Raw genomic sequence first — 17,884 nt, forward strand, 5'->3', positions numbered from 1 at the left:
TCCGGTGGAAGTGCATTCCCTATAAGGCAGCGCGCTTGATTCTGGGGGCTTGATGCATATGCCACAAATACCTAAAAGATCATTATCGATATACGAATCGGTATAGGGCGCGGCTACGCGCCTGCGCCGGGAAGGCACTGAAACGTGTCCCAGCCGCAGGCTCCAAGCCGCTGCATGCCCGGCACGGGCGACCGGACCACACAAGCACGTCATCCCAGCGCAAGCCGGAAGTGCTCTTCAACAGCCGAATGGCTGGTCATCCATTTTGCTTTGTGCACCAACAAGTCGAAGATCAAGATGGATCCCAGCTTGCGCTGGGATGACGAAGGTATTTCGTAGTCACCACGTGCCCCATCCCTGTGTCCGCCGTCGCCGTGTAATCCATATCCGAATGAATATGGAAATCGGCGATATTGTTATTTTTTAAGCATCGATATGCCTTGTAGCATCACGCCGTAAAGCACCGCCGCGCGATCAGCAGCTCCGGTTTCCGCTTCCTTTTCCGCGGGATCGCTCTTCATTCATGGCTGCACCCCGAAAACGCTTCGGCGTGGCCGGGTGTAGTTCGAAGACATGCAGGGTTTCTGGCTCAACAACTCGGTGTTCCGCATGGCGTGTTCGACAGCGCCAAGTCATCGGCAACGCAACCTCCAGCGGGAGAGCCACCATGAGAACAATTCCGGCCACGAAACCATGCCTCGCGGCCGCACTGCTCATGGCGATCGCCGCATCGCCTGCCTGGGCGGAAGTCCGCAACCTGTCGCAGGACTGGCGCTTCCATGCCGGCAAGGCCGCAGGCGCGGAGCGGGCCGCCTTCGATGACCGCGCCTGGCAGCGGGTGGCCGTCCCGCACGACTTCTCGATCATGGACAGACCGGATGGAAGCGCGCCCTTCGATCCCAAAACCGCCAGCGGCCAGGACTCGGGCTATCTGCCAGGCGGCATTGGCTGGTACCGCCGCGACCTTACCCTCACCCCGGCCGAGGCTTCCCGTATCGTCCGGCTGAACTTCGAAGCCGTGTACATGGACGCCGACATTTGGGTGAACGGCGAACACCTGAAGAAGCACCGCTACGGCTATACCGCCTTTTCCGTTGATCTGACTGGCAAGGTCCACCCCGGCAACAACGTCGTCGTCGTGCGCGTCGACCATGTCGACCCATCTTCGCGCTGGTATTCCGGCTCGGGGCTGATCAGGCCGGTCGCGCTGGAGCTTCTCGATCCGGTCCACATCGAGCCCGAAAGCGTCTTCGTCTCCACTCCGGTGGCAGCCGAAGACCGAGGCGTGGTCTCGGTGAGCGCCGCCATCGCCAATCGATCGGACAAAGCGCAGTCCGTCGAGTGGGTGGCCAGGGTGGTTGCGGCCAATGGCGAAACCGTCGCCGAGGCCAAGCAGACACAGACAGTGCCGGCCGGTGCGCGCGCCGAACGGTCGCAGGAACTGGCCGTAGCAAATCCGCGCCTGTGGTCGCCTGACTCTCCCGATCTCTACACGCTGGTGCAGGAGATCCGCATCGATGGGGCGACCGTCGACGAGAGGCGCACCCGCTTTGGAATTCGCACGATCTCCCTGGACGCCGACAAAGGCCTGCGCCTCAATGGCCAACGGGTGCTGCTGCGCGGCGGCAACATCCACCACGACAACTACATGATCGGCGCCGCGGGCGCGCCCGACGCCGACGCACGCAAGGTCGCCCTGATGAAGGCCGCCGGCTACAACGCCATTCGCAACGCACACAATCCGGCCAGCCAGGCCACGCTCGACGCTGCGGACGAACTGGGCATGCTGGTCATCGACGAAGCCTTCGACAGTTGGAACAAGAGCAAGAAGCCGCAGGACTATTCGCGCTTCTTCGCCGAGGACTGGCCGCAAGATATCGACAACATGGTCGTCAGCGGCCGCAACCATCCCAGCGTGCTGTTCTGGAGCATTGGTAACGAGATCCCCGAAGACGGCACGCCGCAGGGCGTCGAAACGGGCCGCAAGCTCGCCGAGCGTGTGCGCAAGCTCGACCCAACGAGGCCCGTTACACAGGCCATCAACGCCGATCCGCCGAAGAGCACTACCCAGGCTGCGGTGCTCGACGCGGTCGGATACAACTATCACGCGCACATCTTCGGTGAGGAACACGAACGGCTTCCCAAGCTCACGATGTACACCTCCGAATCGGTGCCCAAAGACGTGTTTTCTTACTGGCGCGCCGTCGAAACCCAGCCGTGGGTGATCGGCGACTTCGTCTGGACCGCAGTGGACTACCTGGGTGAATCCGGCATCGGCTGGATGGGATACAGCCAGAACTGGCAGAAGCTCGGTCCTTACCCATGGCATCTGGCGTATTGCGGCGAGATCGATGCGACCGGACGCATGCGCCCGGCGGCCTACTACCGCCAGGTTGTGTGGAAGACCGGTGCCTCACCGATCTCCGCCTTCGTCCGCCAACCCAAAGGCACGAAGGATCTCCCCGACCGCCACCTTTATCCGATTACGCCACCGCACATCGATTGGTCGTTGGACGACGTCCACCCTAGTTGGACGTGGCCGGGACAAGAAGGCCGGCAACAGGAGGTAATGGTCTATTCCGAATTGCCGGAAGTGGAACTGTTCCTCAACGGCAAGAGCCTTGGCCGCAAACCGGTGAGCGTGGAAAGCGAATACAAAACTGCCTACCAAGTGCCCTACGCGCCCGGGCGCCTGCTCGCAGTGGGCTATCGCGACGGGCGCGAAGCCGGACGCTGGGAACTGCGCACGGCAGGCACGCCGGCCGCCGCCGTGGTGACGGTAGACCGGTCGCAGCTCACGGCCAATGGCGAGGATCTGGTTTACGTCACCGTGGAACTGCACGACGCCGACGGCACGCCCATCTATGCCCGCGACGACGACAAGCAGGTACGCGTGCGCGTGCGCGGCGCAGGAACCCTGGCCGGCATCGGCAACGGCAATCCAATAGACGTTTCCAGCTTCCAGTCCGGCGAACGCAAGACCTTCCACGGACGAGTGGTCGCCGTGGTCCGCGCCGGCACCCAGGCCGGCCCCATCGTGGTCGACATCGAGGCGGAAGGCCTGCCCTCCCGCCAAGTGCGATTGAACGCGGTCGCACCGCAGCCCTTCTGAATCGAAAGATTCTCGACCGCCCCGCGGCGAAAGCGGTCGTTGCGCTATCGATGTCCGCTTCCGGCCAGAAGCGGACGTTTCAGCGCTTGTTTGACGAGTTTCCATCGTCGGCGTCCAAGCAGGTTTGATGAAGAGGATTGCATCCCTGTAGGATTGATCCCGACGATTTTTGCTTCAACGCTGGCTAGGGCACCGGGCCAGCGTTCTGTAACACCCCTCCGGCGGGCGCTGCCAACCAGTCAATGGAGGGCAACTCGTGCCTGCAATCAATCGCCGTCAACTGCTGCTTGGCAGCCTCTCGCTTCCCTTGCTTGCCTTGCCGTCCGCCGGACGGGCGCAAGTCCAGACCCCGCGCATCCCCTTCGAATCGCTTCTGCGACCCACGGTCCACTCGGGGAACGAACGCTGGGAATTCACCCAGCGCATGTCCCACTACGGCGTGCCGGGCGCGGCCGTGGCGGTTCTGCGCGCTGGACGGACAGCGAGCCTGAAAGGCTACGGCTCAAGGGTGGCCGGGCATGATTTTCCCGTAGGGCCAGACACCTTGTTTTCGGTCGGCTCGGTGAGCAAGGTCGCGACCGCGGCGCTTTGCCTGAAACTCGTCGCGCTGGGCAAGCTCGATCTCGATCAAGGCGTCGGTCGCTGGCTGCGCCGCTGGCAAGTTCCTAAAGGACTGGAAGGCGATACCAGCGACATCAGCCTGCGGATGCTGCTGTCGCATACCGCCGGCTTCAATGTCCATGGGTTCAAGGATGTGGAACCGTCCGCGCCGTTGCCGTCCCTTCTACAAACGTTGAACGGCACACCACCCGCGCTGAACAAACCGTTGCAACGGATCGACCAGGCAGGAAGCCGGTCCCGTTACTCGGGTGGCGGTTACATGGTGGTGCAGACCGTTATCGAGGATGCGATGGGAAAAACTCTCGATGCGTTGGCGCGTCGGTATCTGTTCGCCCCGCTGAGCATGAGCCGTAGCAGGTTCGATGCAGCCCCTTCGGCCACTACGGCCGATATCGCTCACGCTCATGACGGTTCCGGCAAGCCCGTGGCGCTTCCCCGTGGATGGCAGAGCTTTCCCGAACTCGCTCCCTCCGGGCTCTGGACCTCAGCCCATGATCTCGCCCGGCTAGTCGAAGCGCTCTGCGCCAGCTACCGCAAGCCCGGTGGCTTTCTGCCGCAAGCGCTGGCGATAGACATGATGACCGTGGTTTCCCCGGGCACGTTCGGCCTCGGGCCACGCCTGGCCGGCGAAGGCAGCGCGCGCATCTTCCATCATGCCGGGGCGAACGACAGTTACAAAGCCTATATCGAGGGCAACCTCGACAGCGGCGATGGTCTGGTGATCGTAACTAATGGCACTAATGGCGACGTCCTGGGCGATGAGATACGCAACGCCGTGTCCGACTCGCTGCAGTGGCCTGGCGATTGGTCGGTGAAAGTCAGTCCAGTCACCGACGAGGCTTTACTCGACGAATTCGTCGGCGCATACAAGCGGCGAGCGGGCCAGAGTTCCGAGCTGATGGGAATTCTGGACGCCACTTTCGACATCCAGGATCTCGCTGTGCTTCGTACTTCCACTGGACTGGAGCTGCAGGCGAAAGGCAAGCGCAGGTCGCTCAAGCCCGTGAGCAGCAACCGATTCGTGGCGCCCGAGTCCTACATTCCAGCCGGAACATTGCAGATCGCATTCAATCGCGGGGCGATGTGCGACGTACGGAGCCTGACGATCGTCGCAGGTGGCGGTGTTCTTGTCTTCGATAAGCAGGCTGCGCAGGGTCAACAATCGCATTGACCTGCGTGTCCCTTACACCTGCCCGCTATCGGCCAGAAGCGGGCATTTTCAACTTTCCGGAATAGTTGCAGCAGCCAATGGTGCGAGCACTGTCCAACCAAGACTCGCATAAAGGTTGCGGCCGTCTTCTGTCGCGACTAGAAGCTGCGGACTTGCAAGGGATTTTCTCGCAGTTCCAAGAGCGATCATCACCGCAACACCCAATCCTTTCCGCCGATGATACTGCGCAGTTTCGATTCGATCATAAATGAAGACCTCCGCGGTTTCTGCCGCGCATCCGCTTGCGGCCAGATCGCCATCCGGCGCGATGATGCAAGCTCGGGTAACGGGTCCGGCTCGATGAAGCTCCATCCTGTACCCATCCGGTAGAGGTTTCGTGTCGAAAGTCGACACTGCCGCCATCATGAAATAGTTCGCTGGCTGAATCTCCCAGCGAGTTGGCAGCGCACTTCGCAACTCCTCATCAGAGCCGCACAACTTCAGGTAATGTCGTGGGGCCGTAACGTCATGTGCGATTGCGCGCAACCCATCGCATGGCTCTGGGAATACCCAGCGCTTCACTTCCTTTTCCGAGTGGGTATCTACTCGGAAGCCTCCTCGATCGCGAACGGGGGGCGGGGAGCCCCGGGCGATGGAATGCGCTGATTGCCAGGCGAAAACGAGTTTTTGATCGATGCAGGAGAGGGTCATAGCTCATCGTTCATGGTGCTCGGATAGGATGCTTACTCCGGCGACTACACGTGCTGTGCCATGTTGACTTTCAGCGACGACATCTCCGTGACTTTTAACTAAAGCATTGCCCTGTCTCAGGAGCTAAGACGATAACTATAGGGCAGGACCAAAGGAAGACTTGAGCAAACTACGGAAAGACGAGCGTTCCGCATATCCACCTCAGTTCACGACCCACCTCGACATCTTGCATCTACCTTCGTTCAACAGTCATCGGCGCGTGGGATGCAAGTGCGCATTTCGCTTTCATGCGGCCTGTCCTTCAGCGGACCGATCCTTGCCTTCTGGCTTGATCTTGAACCAGATGGAATACATAGCCGGCAGGAACACCAAGGTCAGAACGGTTCCCGCAAGAGTGCCGCCGATTAATGTGTAAGCCAGCGTTCCCCAGAACACGGAATGAGTCAGCGGGATGAAGGCCAGGATCGCTGCCATGGCGGTCAAGATGACCGGCCGGGCACGCTGTACAGTGGCTTCGACGACTGCGTGGAACGGAGCTAGCCCTTCCTTTACATTGTGGTCAATCTGTCCGATCAGGATCAGCGTGTTCCGCATCAGGATGCCGGACAACGCGATCAGCCCGACGAGCGCATTGATTCCGAACGGCTGTTGGAAGACAAGCAGGGTCGGCACTACGCCGATCAGACCCAATGGACTGGTCAGGAACACCATCACCATTGCGGAGAACGAGCGCACCTGCAGGATTAGAATCAGCAACGTGGCTGCCAGCATGATGGGGAATAACGGCAACATTGCGGTCGTCGCCTTGCCCGATTCTTCGATGGAGCCGGCCTGGTCAATGCGATAGCCGCGCGGCAGCTTCTCCACGATCGGCTTGAGCTGTTGGGTGATGGCCGAGGACACGTCCGGCGGTTGCAGGCCGTCGCCGATATCGCCGCGCACGGTGATGGTCGGCATTCGGTCACGACGGCGCATGATCGGTTCCTCCATACGCACGTCGACCTCGCCCACCTGCGATAGCGGGATGCGCTGGCCATTCGCGCCAGCGAGGGTGAAGTCGGTTATCTGTGCTGGATCGAGTCGGACCTCGCCTGCCGATCGCGCGACGACTTGCACCGAACGAATATCCTCTCGCACTGTGGTGACAGGCACGCCACTCAACAGGAACTGGAGCTGTAGCGCCACCTCGTTGGAAGTCAGCCCTACGGCCTGCAAGCGGTCCTGTTGCAAGGTGAAGTGCAGCGCGGGAGTGCGCACTCCCCAGTCCGTGTTGACCGTGCGCATCATGGGGCTCGCATCCATGACCTGCTGCACTTCAGCTGCGATTTTGCGTAACGTGGCAGGATCGGGACCACTGACCCGATAGGCTACCGGGAATGGCGAATAAGGGCCGAAAACCAGCTGCGTGACGCGCACTCGCGCTTCCGGTGCCAGACCGTCAGCGATAGCTTGTCGCAGGCGATGTTTCAGTGCATCACGCTCATCCTGGTTGTCTGTTCGAACTACCACCTTGGCAAACGACGGATCGGGCAACTCTGGACCCACCGAGAAGAAGAACCTTGGCGCCCCTTGGCCAACGTAGGCGGTGACGATCTTGGCTTCCTTTTGTTTGCTCAACCAGGCTTCGACCTTCGCCGTGGCCGCGCTCGTCTGACTGATCGAGGTGCCATAGGGCATCTGCACTTCAACCAGGACTTCGGGCCGGTCTGAGATGGGGAAGAATTGCTTCTTCACTACGGCCATCCCGAGTATGGCCAGGACAAACAGGCCCACGACCGAACCAGCAGCCAACCACTTACGCGCTATGACGCGCCCCAAGACCTGCCTAAAGCGGTTGTAACGTGGGGTGTCATACATCGCGCCATGCCCGCCCTCGACCTTCTTCATGTCGGGCAACAACTTGACGCCGAGGTAGGGCGTGAAGATCACGGCGACCACCCACGAAGCAATGAGCGCTATCCCGACGATCCAGAACATATTGCCGGTGTACTCACCTGCACTGGAACGGGCAAAGCCGTTGGGCATGAAGCCGACAGCGGTGACCAGCGTGCCCGACAGCATGGGTGCTGCGGTATGGCTCCAGGCGTACGCGGAGGCCGCGACACGGCTGTACCCTTCTTCCATTTTCACCACCATCATTTCGATGGCGATGATGGCGTCGTCCACCAGCAAGCCGAGCGCCAGAATGAGGGATCCCAAGGTGATCCGATCGAAGTTCTTGCCGGTTGCGAGCATCACGACGAAGACCGCTGCCAGCGTCAACGGTACGGCCGCCGCCACGACCAGGCCTACACGCCAGCCCATGCTGACGAAGCACACCAGCATGACGACCAGTAATGCAACGAAGAACTTGACCATGAATTCATCGACCGAAGAGTCGATATTGACGGCTTGGTCAGTAACTTTCGTCAGACTCATGCCTAGCGGTAGTTCGGCACCGATCGCATCGACTTCTTTTTTAAGTGCTTCACCCAGGTCGAGCCCGTTCCAGCCCTCGCGCATGACCACGCCAAGAAGCAGCGCGGGCTCGCCACCGCTTCGGATAATGAAAGTCTTCGGATCCTCATAGCCTCGTCTAACCGTAGCGATATCCGATAACTTCAGTGTTCGACCTTGCGCCACGATCGGGGTGTCGCGGATCTTCTGTAGTTCGTCGAATGCACCGTCCAGACGGACGAAGACTTCCGGCCCCTTCGTTTCTACGGAACCTGCCGGCGTCAGCACGTTCTGAGCGTTGAGGGCAGAGAATACCTGCTGCGGATTGACGCCCAGAGTTGCCAATCGCTCGTGCGAGAATTCGACATAGATCCGTTCGGGCTGTTCGCCCACGATATTGACCTTCTTGACGCCTGGCACGTGCAGGAGCTGCTGGCGAAACCGTTCCGCATCGCGTACCAGCAGGCGTTGCGGTTCGCCCTTCGCCTTAAGCGCGTAAAGAGCGAAGGTGACGTCCGCATATTCATCGTTGACCATCGGTCCAATCACACCGGCCGGTAGATTCCTTGCCTCGTCACCTACTTTCTTGCGGGCTTGATAAAATTCATCCTGCACTTTCGAGGGGGGAGTACCGTCGAGCAGTGTGAGCGTCGTAAACGCCAAGCCGGGTCTGGTATAGGTCTCGGTACGGTCGTACCAGCGCAGCTCCTGCAGGCGCTTCTCGATCTTTTCGGCGACCTGGTCCTGCATCTCCTGCGGCGTTGCACCGGGCCAGGCGGTGATGATCGTCATCACCTTGACGGTGAAGGCAGGATCCTCGGCTCGTCCCAGCTTGAAGAACGCGACGAGTCCGGCCACTGACACCAAGAGAATCAGGAACAAGGTGATGGAGCGCTCGCGAACGGCAAGCGCTGACAAGTTGAAACGACTTTCGTTCACGGACGGGATCCCTTGGTCGCTACAACGGCCGCTACGGCAGCGGCTTGGCCGGCCACGCGCACCAGCTCACCTTCGCGTAAAAGGTGCGCGCCCAGCGCGACTATCCTGTCGCCTTGCTTGAGCTGCCCGGTGATGCGTGCACCGTCGTCATCCAGGTGCTGGACCGCCACTGCCCGCCACGTAACTTTCGCCGGCTGGCCATTGATGACCCACACCCCCGGGCCCTTGCCAGCATCGAACAGCGACCCGATTGGCACCTGCACACCGGGTTGCGTGGAAGGTGATCCATCGGGAATCTCGATGGTGATGGTGGTGCCCAATGGCGCGTTTGCCAGCGATCCCTCAAGTACGTACCGCGCCTCGAAAGTGCGCGTCAGTCTGTCCGCAGAATCCGAGAGCTGCCGGAGCGTCGCCGGCACTGAACCCCCGTCATTGCCGAACAATGTGGCCTGGCCGGTGGAGCCGACGGCGGGTCGTAGGGTTTCCGGCAACTGAATAACTGCTTCGCGACGACCGGCCTGAGCGATCCGAACCACGACTTGCCCGGCCGTGACCACCTGGCCAGGCTCGGCCAGCGCCTCTATGACGACGCCATCCACGTCGGCCACGAGCGTTGAATAGCGGTTCGCGTTAAGGGCGACTTCGGCTTGGGCCGCGGCCGCGCTGAGCTGGGCCTTCGCAGAGTCCGCCGCCGCCTTGCTCTGGTCGTACGCGGAGGCAGATATCGCGCCGGTTCCCAGCAGGGCGCGATAGCGGGCTTCGTCCCCGATCGCCTGCTGTGCCAGCGCTCGCGCGGCGGCGACTGCTTCCCGCTGCGCATGAGCGGCGAGCTTCAGGTCGACCGGATCGATGCGCAAGAGCGGCTGACCCCGTTTAACGGTCTGCCCTGTATCCACGAGGCGTTCCAGCACCTTGCCGGAGACACGGAAGCCCAGGTCGCTCTGAACCCGGGCGGCTACGGTCCCGGTGAAGGAGCGCGATGCGGAAGGCGCCCCCTGGACAATGGCGACGCGCACCAACGGCGCCTCGGTCCGAGGATCGGAGGGCGGTTTTCCGCCGCAAGCGGCCAGCACAAACGGCAGTGCACAGAAGGCGGTAGAGGCAAGGAAGCGGCGCAGGAACATGAGAGGCCCATCGACGAATTGGTCAGGCCTCGCACTTTGAACTTAGTGACCATATTAGTCAATAGTCACTACTTCTGAATTATGGCGACAGACTGCGAAGTACCAAACCGGACAACTTCGCCGGCGCCTCGTCCGTGTAGTCGAGGCTGTGCTGCAGGAGCAGGGGGTTGAGATAAGGGCGCATGACCAGGTAGATCGCCATTGAAGTTTCATCGATCGGCGTTTTGCGCTCGAAATCCCCTGTCAGCCTGCCTTCCTGCAAGATGTCCTGGAGTAATTTCTGGATGCGTTCTTCATAGGCAACCACCGCCTGCCAGCGCTCGCTGGCCGCTGAACTGGCGATTTCGTAGAGCTTACGATCCCGGAAAAACAGACGCATGCTGGCCTCGACCGCTGTTTTGAACATCCGCCGCAGTTTCTCGGGGGGTCGTTCAGTTTCGTCAACGGCTGCTCGGATCTCAGTTTCGATCTCGCGCAGGCAGTTCGCGCAGATCATCTCGCCAATGGCCTGCTTAGACGGGAAGAACTTATAGATGTAGGCCTTGGAAAAGCCAATGGCCTTGGCCAGATCGGAGACGGCGGTCTTCTCGTAGCCATACCGGCTGAAGTGTTCGGTGGCCGCGATAACGATCTGATCGCGCACCTCATGGTCGGCCGGACCGCGGGCCGAAACGGGATAAGTGGTCGTTTTTTTCATGGTTGGGAGCTTACCTTTTGCTCCACAGACATACAACGAATGACTATTTCATATATTAGTCACTTCATTTACGATTCAAGTCTGGAAGAAGTGGGTGCCTCGCGAACGGTCCCCTGCATGTTCATTTTCGCCAGCGGCATGGCGGCTGCAGCGTGGTCCCGACTACATCAGCCCCTCGACGAGTGCACTGGGTTCGGGATTTCAACTTCGGATCAGCCTTCGCGATGTCCGCTTTGGGTCGATAGCGGACATTAGGGATATTCAGCCATCCGGGTTCGGAACTCTGCACCACTTCGCATCACTCGGATGCGCTCACAGCTGCCCTCTGGGCCGCTCTTTGTTTCCGCCACTCTTTGACCAGTTCACGGCGGCTGCGCGAATAGCGATCGCTAAGGAACTCTGCCTTCGCGATGCGATCGACACGGAACAACCGAAAATCCACGCGCAGCTCGCACCAACCAGCAATAAATCGACGTGACTCGACAAAGCCCAGCATGATCGGCCAGATAACCCGATCTGATGCGGTTCCGCCCTGGTCGGCGTAAACGATGCGCATCTTGCGCTGCTCGCGCATCGCTTGGCGGACCAGGCGTAAGTCGAGGCCTGACACATCCTCCCGTTTCCTGCCCACGTAAAGCGAATCATCATCCAGCGCTACGCGCATCTCCACGGGGATCACTCCCCCAATCTTGGCCAGCGCGTTTTCCGCGGCGAGTGCTAGTGCGTCATCGGTCTGTCGGGCGACCCATTGAGCACCTGCCACGAGCGCTTGGACTTCCTCTTCGGTAAAGGACATCGGGGGCAAGAGGAACCCCGGCTTCAATATGTACCCTATTCCGGGCTCGCCATCGATGTGCGCACCCATCCCCTGCAAAGTCGCAATGTCACGATAGATAGTACGCAACGACACGCCTGTTTCGCGCGCAAGCACATGGCCGGACACCGATCCACGGTGCCGGCGCAATACCTGCATGAGCTCGAACAGTCGATAGCTTCGCGACATTCTTAGTCCATCACGACGAGACCTTTCCCGTTGATCTTACGGCCTGTTTCCAGGGCGGTGATTAGCTGGATCGCATCATCCAATGGCACCGTCTCGGCGATCGGCAGCCGGAGTTGCCCTGCCCCTGCCGCATTGGCCAGGCTATCCAGAATATCGGCCCTCGGCGTACAGACGATCGGCTTCAGCTTCCGATTCAAGAACGAACGCAGGAACTTGACCGGCGTAGGATCGATGTCGAGGAAGACGCCCTCCTTACGCAGCAGGCCCAGACCCACTGCGGTCTTCATCGTGCCGGCCGTGTCGTAGACCACATCGTAGCGATCACGGATCTGCGACAGATCGGCTTTCCTGTAATCGAAAAGGATCTGCACGCCCAGGTCGCGGGCGCGTTCCATCGCTACGGCGCTGCAGCTGCCTGAAATCGTGGCGCCCAGCATCCGTGCGATCCGCACGGCTGCCTCTCCCACCGCGCCCATGCAACCATTGATGAAAACGTGTTGACTGGCTTTCAGATGAGCCTTGTCCACTAGACCGTTCCATGCGGTGACACCCGGGGTTCCGAGGCACGCCGCATCCTCAAAGGAGACGGAATCTGGCTTTTTGGCAAGGAAGGTTTCGTTGGTCACTACGGCGCCGCCGAGAGCACCGCTCTCCTTGATGCGAGACAGACCGAATACCGAATCGCCGGGCTTGACGCGGGTCACGCCGGGGCCGATAGAGATCACTATCCCGGAGAAATCGCTGCCCATTGCTCGCGGGAAAGATTTACCCGTGACCATCTTCAGATAGCCGCTGCGCACCTTCCAGTCGATGGGGTTGATCGCGGCGAACTTGATCTGCACCGCGACTTCTCCGGTGCCCGGTGTCGCGATCACGAAGTCCTCGAGCTGCATCGTCTCCGGCCCGCCGTACTGGTGATATTGAATGCGTTTCATAGCAGACTGCGACCGCGTCAGTGCGGCTGGACCGTCGCCATGTAGGCGGCGAACGGGGTTGCGTCGTAGATCACGTCGGTCGAGGCAATCTTGCCGTCCTTGACCTTGATGAGTTCGGCGACGATGGCGTGCGGGACGGGATGCGATTCGGCGTCGTAGACCACCACGGCCTGTTGGTCGTCGCCATAGGCGGCGAGAACGGTCAGATTCGTGGTCATTTGGGCGAAGCCGGCGTGGAAGCCGCGAAAGCTTTCGATGCCGGTCAGCTGCCCGATCGGTGATGTACAGACAACATCGTCGGCTGAGAGCAATAGAATCGCTTCGACGTCACGATTGGCGATTGCGTTGACATAAGCGCGGGCGATGGCCAGAGCCTTGCCATTGGAGTTGGACATGATGGTTTTCCTTGGTGGGTGAGGAAACCAACGTATCCCGGCATAGTGCCAATTTCTGTCAGCATTGTTTTGGGTCGGTCCGAGACGGTTTCTGGGCCGTTCAGCACCTCGTGGCACCTTGCACGTCCGCTTTGGACGCAATCCTGTCCTGTTGATCTCTCCCTCGCACTCACAGGTATTTGCAAGCGACATCACTCGCGACCAGGTCAACGCTTCGAGGCGCTTGGCCGCCTCGCACTTAGCCAAACCCGGGCCGCATATCGCGCGCGCTGTCTCAAAGCTCTGATCTGGATACTCAGCGGGGAATACGGGCGATGACCTTGATCTCGAAGTCGAACCCCGCGAGCCAGTTGACGCCGATCGCCGTCCAGTTTGGATATGGCGCTTCCGGAAAGACTTCGCTTTTAACGGCCATGATCGTGCCGAACTGATTTTCGGGGTCGGTATGAAAGGTCGTCACGTCGACGATATCGTCAAGTCCGCAGCCAGCTGCCTTCAGTGTGGCCTTGAGATTGGCGAATGCCAGACGGACCTGACCCTCGAAGTCCGGCTCGGGCGAACCATCGCTGCGGCTTCCAACCTGACCGGACACGAACAGAAGATCATCCGATCTGATCGCTGCGGAATAGGTGTGCGAGGTGTAGAGGTCATGCCGACCGGCGGGGAAAACAGGATCGCGAGTAGCCATGGGGGAATCTCCTTGCGGGGCGGCGGCCCCGGTACGTGGTGATCACTCTAGACAACCGCCCCGGCGGGATAAACACGCCGATCCGGTGATCATTGTTTGTAGAATCCAAACAATCTCGTCCGCCCCCTTGGAGCCCACATGGACCGTATCGACGCGATGCAGGCCTTCGTCCGCGTGGCGGAAACCGGCAGCTTCACCAAGGCCGCCGAAACGCTGCAGGCGAGCAAGACGCGCGTAACGCAACTGGTGCAGCAGCTGGAAACGCATCTGCGGGTTAAGCTTCTCCATCGCACCACTCGCAAGGTCAACATGACCGCCGACGGCGCCGCCTACTACGAGCGCGCCGTGCGCCTGTTGGCTGACCTGGACGATGCCGAAACCAGTCTGTCGGCCGCCTCCGAAGCCCCGCGCGGGCGATTGCGCGTGGATGTACCCGCACCGCTGGCCAGCCTGGTATTGGTGCCTGCTCTGCCCGCCTTCCATGCGCGTTATCCCGACATCCAGCTCGACCTGGGTGCCAGCGATCGCAAGGTGGATCTGATCGATGAGAACGTGGACTGCGTGGTGCGCGGCGGCGAACTCACCGAGACTTCGCTGCGCGCCCGCCATGTAGCGGACTTGCCGCTGGGAATGTACGCGGCGCCGGAGTATTTGGCCCGTGCGGGCGCACCAGCCCATCCGCAGGCGCTGGAAGATGGCCACCACCGCGTCATCGGCTATCGCGGTTCGCGCACCGGCGCACCGCTGACCCACGTGATGCGGCGTGGCGACGAACAGCTGCGCGTGCACGGACGCTACGTGCTGTCGGTGGATGACGGCAATGCGTACCTGGCCGCCGGTGTGGCGGGCCTCGGCGTGCTCTGGCTACCGCGGTACATGGCGCGCGCACCGCTGGCGCGCGGCGACTTGGTGCCGCTTTTAGAAGACTGGCAACTCGATCCGATGCCGCTGCACGTGGCCTTTCCGCCCAACCGGCACGTCAGCCGAAAATTGCGCGTGTTCATCGACTGGATCGTCGAACTGATGGCGCAGCACGCGCCGGCCATCCAGCCTCCGCACTGACCCCGCCTCCGCCGGCAACACGGCGGCCCACGCACTTTCCGTCGGCATCCGGCGGCGGTGCTATCCCAAGCGGAGGCCGTGGCAGGTTGCCGCACCGTTCGCGATGCCCGTCTTCAGATGATCCCGGTTTTTCTGCCGCGAACAGACCTGCTTCGATAGCTAATCTGACTTCGGTTTCGGGCGCGAAACTAGCAGATTCGCCGCCTCCGCCGCCCGGGTTCCGCATTGGATATCGAACTCCGACGATGCACCGGAAACGCCAACCCCGCCGATCGCTGTGCCGTCATGGGTAAAGAGCGGCACGCCGCCCTCCATGGTGGCGATCATCGGTGCGGTTGGCGTGTTCCATGTGGCGGTGTCGCGCGTCGAAGCCTGGTAGACCGCCGCGGAGCGTCCCTTCCACTGCGCCAAGGCAGCGGCAGCCGGCGAGGCGCCATGGTTGGAGAAGCTCACCAGATCGCCACTGCCGTCGAAAACCGCGACAGCGACCGCCTGCCCGGCCTGTCCGGCATTGGCTAGGCAATGGTCGCGGATGGCGTCAGCGGTCTTGAAGTCGAGAAACGGTCGCATCGTCTGCGCCTGCGATCCCGCGCTCACTAACAAGGTGGCCAACGCAATAAGGCCGGTGGAAACCATCGATGTCATCCTGCTCTCCTGTTGGGGTCCGGGTGATGCCCGCGTCCGGCCAGTAACCACTACGTTGCAGCTATTCGCAATGACGTAATGTTCGTTGTCGCTGCGCTCTTTTGCCAGCTAGCAAGCGCCATCGGCAAGGCTCTCGCCGTATGGAGCAATTGCTACGAGGCGATGGGTACCCAGATCGCGCCTTGTCGCGCGCTGGCCACCGCTGCCTCGATGAAGGCCATGCCGGCGACGCCGTCGTCGATGCCGGGGAGATCGAGATCGTGCGGCAGCGGCTCACCAGCGACTTCCGCGGCGATCGCACGGAAAGCTTCGCGATACAAGTTGGCGAAGGCCTCCAGATAGCCTTCCGGATGCCCGGCCGGTATCCGCGTGACGCGTTGCGCGCTCTCGCCGACATAGCCGTTGCCGCGGCGCAGGATTTCGCGCGGGCGGTCCGGGTATTTCACGACCAGCTCGTTGGGATGTTCCTGCTGCCATTCGAGCGAAGCCTCGCTGCCGTACACGCGCAGGCTCAAGTTGTTCTCTTCGCCAATTGCTATTTGCGAGCTGTGCAGCACGCCGCGCGCGCCGCCTTCGAAGCGCAGCAGAAGATTGCCATCATCGTCCAGGCGACGGCCGGGCACGAAAGTCGTGAGGTCGGCGCACAGCTCGGTGATGCGCAAGCCAGTGACATAGCGCGCCAGGTTTTCCGCGTGGGTGCCGATATCGCCCATGCACCCAGCCGCGCCGCTGCGCGCCGGGTCGGTGCGCCAGGAGGCCTGCTTGTGGCCGCCGCTTTCGATATCGCTTGCCAGCCATCCTTGCGAATACTCCACCACCACCTTGCGCAGCGCGCCGAGCGCACCACTGCGAACTAGTGCGCGCGCCTGTTTCACCATCGCATTGCCGGTGTAGTTATGGGTCAGCACGAACACCTTGCCGCTGCGCGCGACCGTCTCGCGCAAGGCGCGCGCTTCGGCCAGTGTCAGCGTGACCGGCTTATCGCAGACCACGTTGAAGCCGTGCTCCAGAAACAACGTCGCGACCGGGAAATGCTGATCGTTTGGGGTGACGATCACGACGAAATCCAGCCGTTCCCCGGACGGCCGCGCCGCCTCGGCCATCGCCATGTCGCGATAGCTGCCGTATGCGCGTTCGGCGGACACGAACAGGTCGGCTGCCGAGTCGCGCGAGCGCTGCGGATCCGATGAGAAGGCGCCGGCGACGAGTTCGGCCTGTCCGTCCATCTGCGCGGCGATCCGGTGCACGGCGCCGATGAAAGCGCCACGGCCACCGCCGACCATGCCGAAGCGAAGCTTGCGTCCGGTCACCCCATCCCTCCGCGCCCGCGACCCTCGAAAGCCGCGTCGAATGCCACGGCGCTGGGCGGAAAATCGAGCTGGCGCACGAAGGCCGCGGCTTCCGTGGCGCCGTGCACACGATCCATGCGCGCGTCCTCCCATTCCACCGACAGCGGGCCGCGATAACCGATGTCGTTCAACGCGACGATGATGTCCTGGAAGCGGACGTCGCCACGCCCGACCGAGCGGAAATCCCAATTGCGGCGTGCGTCGCCGAAGTCGGTATGGCCGCCGAACACACCCACGCTGCCGTCGCCGCGCCCCCACCACACGTCCTTCATATGTACATTGAAGATGCGTTCGCCGAAGGTACGCAGGAAGCGCACGTAGTCCACGCCCTGGTAGGCGAAGTGCGAGGGATCGAAGTTGAAGCCGAAGCGCGGGTGGTGGTCGACCGCTTCCAGTGCGCGTTGCGCGCTGGCGATGTCGAACGCGATCTCGGTCGGATGCACTTCCAGGGCGAAATTCACGTTGACCGCGTCGAAGGCGTCGAGGATTGGTCTCCAGCGCCGTGCGAAATCATCGAAGCCCTGTTGCAGATACGCCTGCGAGGTCGGTGGGAAGGCGTAGACCGCGTGCCAGATCGACGAGCCGGTAAAGCCGGTGACCGTCGCCGGAGAATTCGTCGCCGCGCCCGGCCGCGCATCGAAGAACGCGCGCGCGGCTTTGGCCGTGTCGACCATCCGCGTGGCGGCGCGCTGGCGCACGCCTTCCGGCTCGCCATCGCCCCAGATCTCGGGCGGCAGAATCGCGCGATGGCGCTCGTCGATCAGGTCGCAGACCGCCTGCCCGACCAGATGGTTGGCGATCGCATGGCAGCTGAGCCCTTGTGCTTGCAGCACGCTCCAGCGCTGACGCACGTAGTCCGGCGAAGCCAGCGCGCGTTCGACATCGAAGTGATCGCCCCAGCACGCGAGCTCCAGGCCGTCGTAGCCCATAGCAACGGCTTGCTTGGCAAGTTCGTCGAGCGAGAGATCGGCCCATTGCCCGGTGAAGAGCACGACAGGACGTGGCATGGCAGAGACT

General features: G+C 61.6%; 14 protein-coding genes. 3 read left to right on the top strand and 11 right to left on the bottom strand.

What is annotated here, in order from left to right:
* Positions 1 to 667: 667 nt before the first annotated feature.
* Together AC1DTQ_RS18515 and AC1DTQ_RS18520 are read left to right on the top strand one after the other, a co-directional pair.
* Positions 668 to 3,112, top strand: coding sequence for a glycoside hydrolase family 2 TIM barrel-domain containing protein (locus tag AC1DTQ_RS18515; protein ID WP_477851501.1), 2,445 nt, complete (start codon positions 668 to 670; stop codon positions 3,110 to 3,112).
* A 256-nt stretch (positions 3,113 to 3,368) separates the two neighbouring features.
* On the top strand, positions 3,369 to 4,904 hold the full coding sequence (locus AC1DTQ_RS18520; protein WP_477851503.1) for a serine hydrolase domain-containing protein: 1,536 nt from the start codon (positions 3,369 to 3,371) through the stop codon (positions 4,902 to 4,904).
* Between the two features lie 48 nt (positions 4,905 to 4,952).
* Here AC1DTQ_RS18520 and AC1DTQ_RS18525 read toward each other — a convergent pair whose 3' ends face one another.
* The 8 genes from AC1DTQ_RS18525 to AC1DTQ_RS18560 all read right to left on the bottom strand — a co-directional run bounded on the left by AC1DTQ_RS18525 (position 4,953) and on the right by AC1DTQ_RS18560 (position 13,811).
* Positions 4,953 to 5,594 (bottom strand): hypothetical protein, encoded by a 642-nt coding sequence (locus AC1DTQ_RS18525; RefSeq protein WP_477851505.1) that lies wholly within the window; start codon positions 5,592 to 5,594, stop codon positions 4,953 to 4,955.
* Between the two features lie 285 nt (positions 5,595 to 5,879).
* The gene (locus AC1DTQ_RS18530; protein WP_477851507.1) at positions 5,880 to 8,969 is read right to left on the bottom strand and encodes an efflux RND transporter permease subunit; all 3,090 of its coding nucleotides are present in this window, start codon (positions 8,967 to 8,969) and stop codon (positions 5,880 to 5,882) included.
* A complete protein-coding gene (locus AC1DTQ_RS18535; RefSeq protein WP_477851509.1) occupies positions 8,966 to 10,093 on the bottom strand; it encodes an efflux RND transporter periplasmic adaptor subunit in 1,128 nt (375 codons plus the stop codon). Before AC1DTQ_RS18535 ends, AC1DTQ_RS18530 begins: the two co-directional genes overlap by 4 nt.
* Before the next feature lie 79 nt (positions 10,094 to 10,172).
* Positions 10,173 to 10,790: a TetR/AcrR family transcriptional regulator gene (locus tag AC1DTQ_RS18540; RefSeq protein ID WP_477851511.1), complete on the bottom strand. Its 618-nt coding sequence runs from the start codon at positions 10,788 to 10,790 to the stop codon at positions 10,173 to 10,175.
* Between the two features lie 298 nt (positions 10,791 to 11,088).
* The gene (locus AC1DTQ_RS18545; protein WP_477851513.1) at positions 11,089 to 11,793 is read right to left on the bottom strand and encodes a helix-turn-helix transcriptional regulator; all 705 of its coding nucleotides are present in this window, start codon (positions 11,791 to 11,793) and stop codon (positions 11,089 to 11,091) included.
* Positions 11,794 to 11,795: 2 nt separating this feature from the next.
* Complete coding sequence (locus AC1DTQ_RS18550) at positions 11,796 to 12,728, bottom strand: NAD(P)-dependent alcohol dehydrogenase (protein ID WP_477851515.1); 933 nt, start codon at positions 12,726 to 12,728, stop codon at positions 11,796 to 11,798.
* 17 nt (positions 12,729 to 12,745) lie between these two features.
* Complete coding sequence (locus AC1DTQ_RS18555) at positions 12,746 to 13,123, bottom strand: nuclear transport factor 2 family protein (RefSeq protein ID WP_477851516.1); 378 nt, start codon at positions 13,121 to 13,123, stop codon at positions 12,746 to 12,748.
* A gap of 295 nt (positions 13,124 to 13,418) precedes the next feature.
* On the bottom strand, positions 13,419 to 13,811 hold the full coding sequence (locus AC1DTQ_RS18560) for a RidA family protein (RefSeq protein WP_477851518.1): 393 nt from the start codon (positions 13,809 to 13,811) through the stop codon (positions 13,419 to 13,421).
* A 138-nt stretch (positions 13,812 to 13,949) separates the two neighbouring features.
* Here AC1DTQ_RS18560 and AC1DTQ_RS18565 point away from each other — a divergent pair, with 138 nt between their 5' ends.
* Positions 13,950 to 14,873, top strand: coding sequence for a LysR family transcriptional regulator (locus tag AC1DTQ_RS18565; RefSeq protein WP_477851519.1), 924 nt, complete (start codon positions 13,950 to 13,952; stop codon positions 14,871 to 14,873).
* A gap of 159 nt (positions 14,874 to 15,032) precedes the next feature.
* Here AC1DTQ_RS18565 and AC1DTQ_RS18570 read toward each other — a convergent pair whose 3' ends face one another.
* From AC1DTQ_RS18570 to AC1DTQ_RS18580, 3 genes are all read right to left on the bottom strand, one after another.
* Complete coding sequence (locus AC1DTQ_RS18570) at positions 15,033 to 15,518, bottom strand: GlcG/HbpS family heme-binding protein (protein WP_477851521.1); 486 nt, start codon at positions 15,516 to 15,518, stop codon at positions 15,033 to 15,035.
* A 152-nt stretch (positions 15,519 to 15,670) separates the two neighbouring features.
* Entirely contained in the window at positions 15,671 to 16,828 is a 1,158-nt protein-coding gene (locus AC1DTQ_RS18575; protein WP_477851522.1) for a Gfo/Idh/MocA family protein, read from the bottom strand.
* Entirely contained in the window at positions 16,825 to 17,874 is a 1,050-nt protein-coding gene (locus AC1DTQ_RS18580; protein ID WP_477851523.1) for a sugar phosphate isomerase/epimerase family protein, read from the bottom strand. The genes AC1DTQ_RS18575 and AC1DTQ_RS18580 overlap by 4 nt, the downstream gene beginning before the upstream one ends.
* Positions 17,875 to 17,884 lie beyond the last annotated feature (10 nt).

This window comes from Pseudoxanthomonas sp. P4_B2, from assembly GCF_056402315.1.

Coding starts and splice junctions, on each gene's coding strand:
- AC1DTQ_RS18565 (WP_477851519.1), top strand. CDS start 13,950: ATGGACCGTATCGACGCGATGCAGGCCTTCGTCCGCGTGGCGGAAACC.
- AC1DTQ_RS18570 (WP_477851521.1), bottom strand. CDS start 15,518: ATGACATCGATGGTTTCCACCGGCCTTATTGCGTTGGCCACCTTGTTA.
- AC1DTQ_RS18545 (WP_477851513.1), bottom strand. CDS start 11,793: ATGTCGCGAAGCTATCGACTGTTCGAGCTCATGCAGGTATTGCGCCGG.
- AC1DTQ_RS18535 (WP_477851509.1), bottom strand. CDS start 10,093: ATGTTCCTGCGCCGCTTCCTTGCCTCTACCGCCTTCTGTGCACTGCCG.
- AC1DTQ_RS18550 (WP_477851515.1), bottom strand. CDS start 12,728: ATGAAACGCATTCAATATCACCAGTACGGCGGGCCGGAGACGATGCAG.
- AC1DTQ_RS18580 (WP_477851523.1), bottom strand. CDS start 17,874: ATGCCACGTCCTGTCGTGCTCTTCACCGGGCAATGGGCCGATCTCTCG.
- AC1DTQ_RS18560 (WP_477851518.1), bottom strand. CDS start 13,811: ATGGCTACTCGCGATCCTGTTTTCCCCGCCGGTCGGCATGACCTCTAC.
- AC1DTQ_RS18540 (WP_477851511.1), bottom strand. CDS start 10,790: ATGAAAAAAACGACCACTTATCCCGTTTCGGCCCGCGGTCCGGCCGAC.
- AC1DTQ_RS18515 (WP_477851501.1), top strand. CDS start 668: ATGAGAACAATTCCGGCCACGAAACCATGCCTCGCGGCCGCACTGCTC.
- AC1DTQ_RS18525 (WP_477851505.1), bottom strand. CDS start 5,594: ATGACCCTCTCCTGCATCGATCAAAAACTCGTTTTCGCCTGGCAATCA.
- AC1DTQ_RS18555 (WP_477851516.1), bottom strand. CDS start 13,123: ATGTCCAACTCCAATGGCAAGGCTCTGGCCATCGCCCGCGCTTATGTC.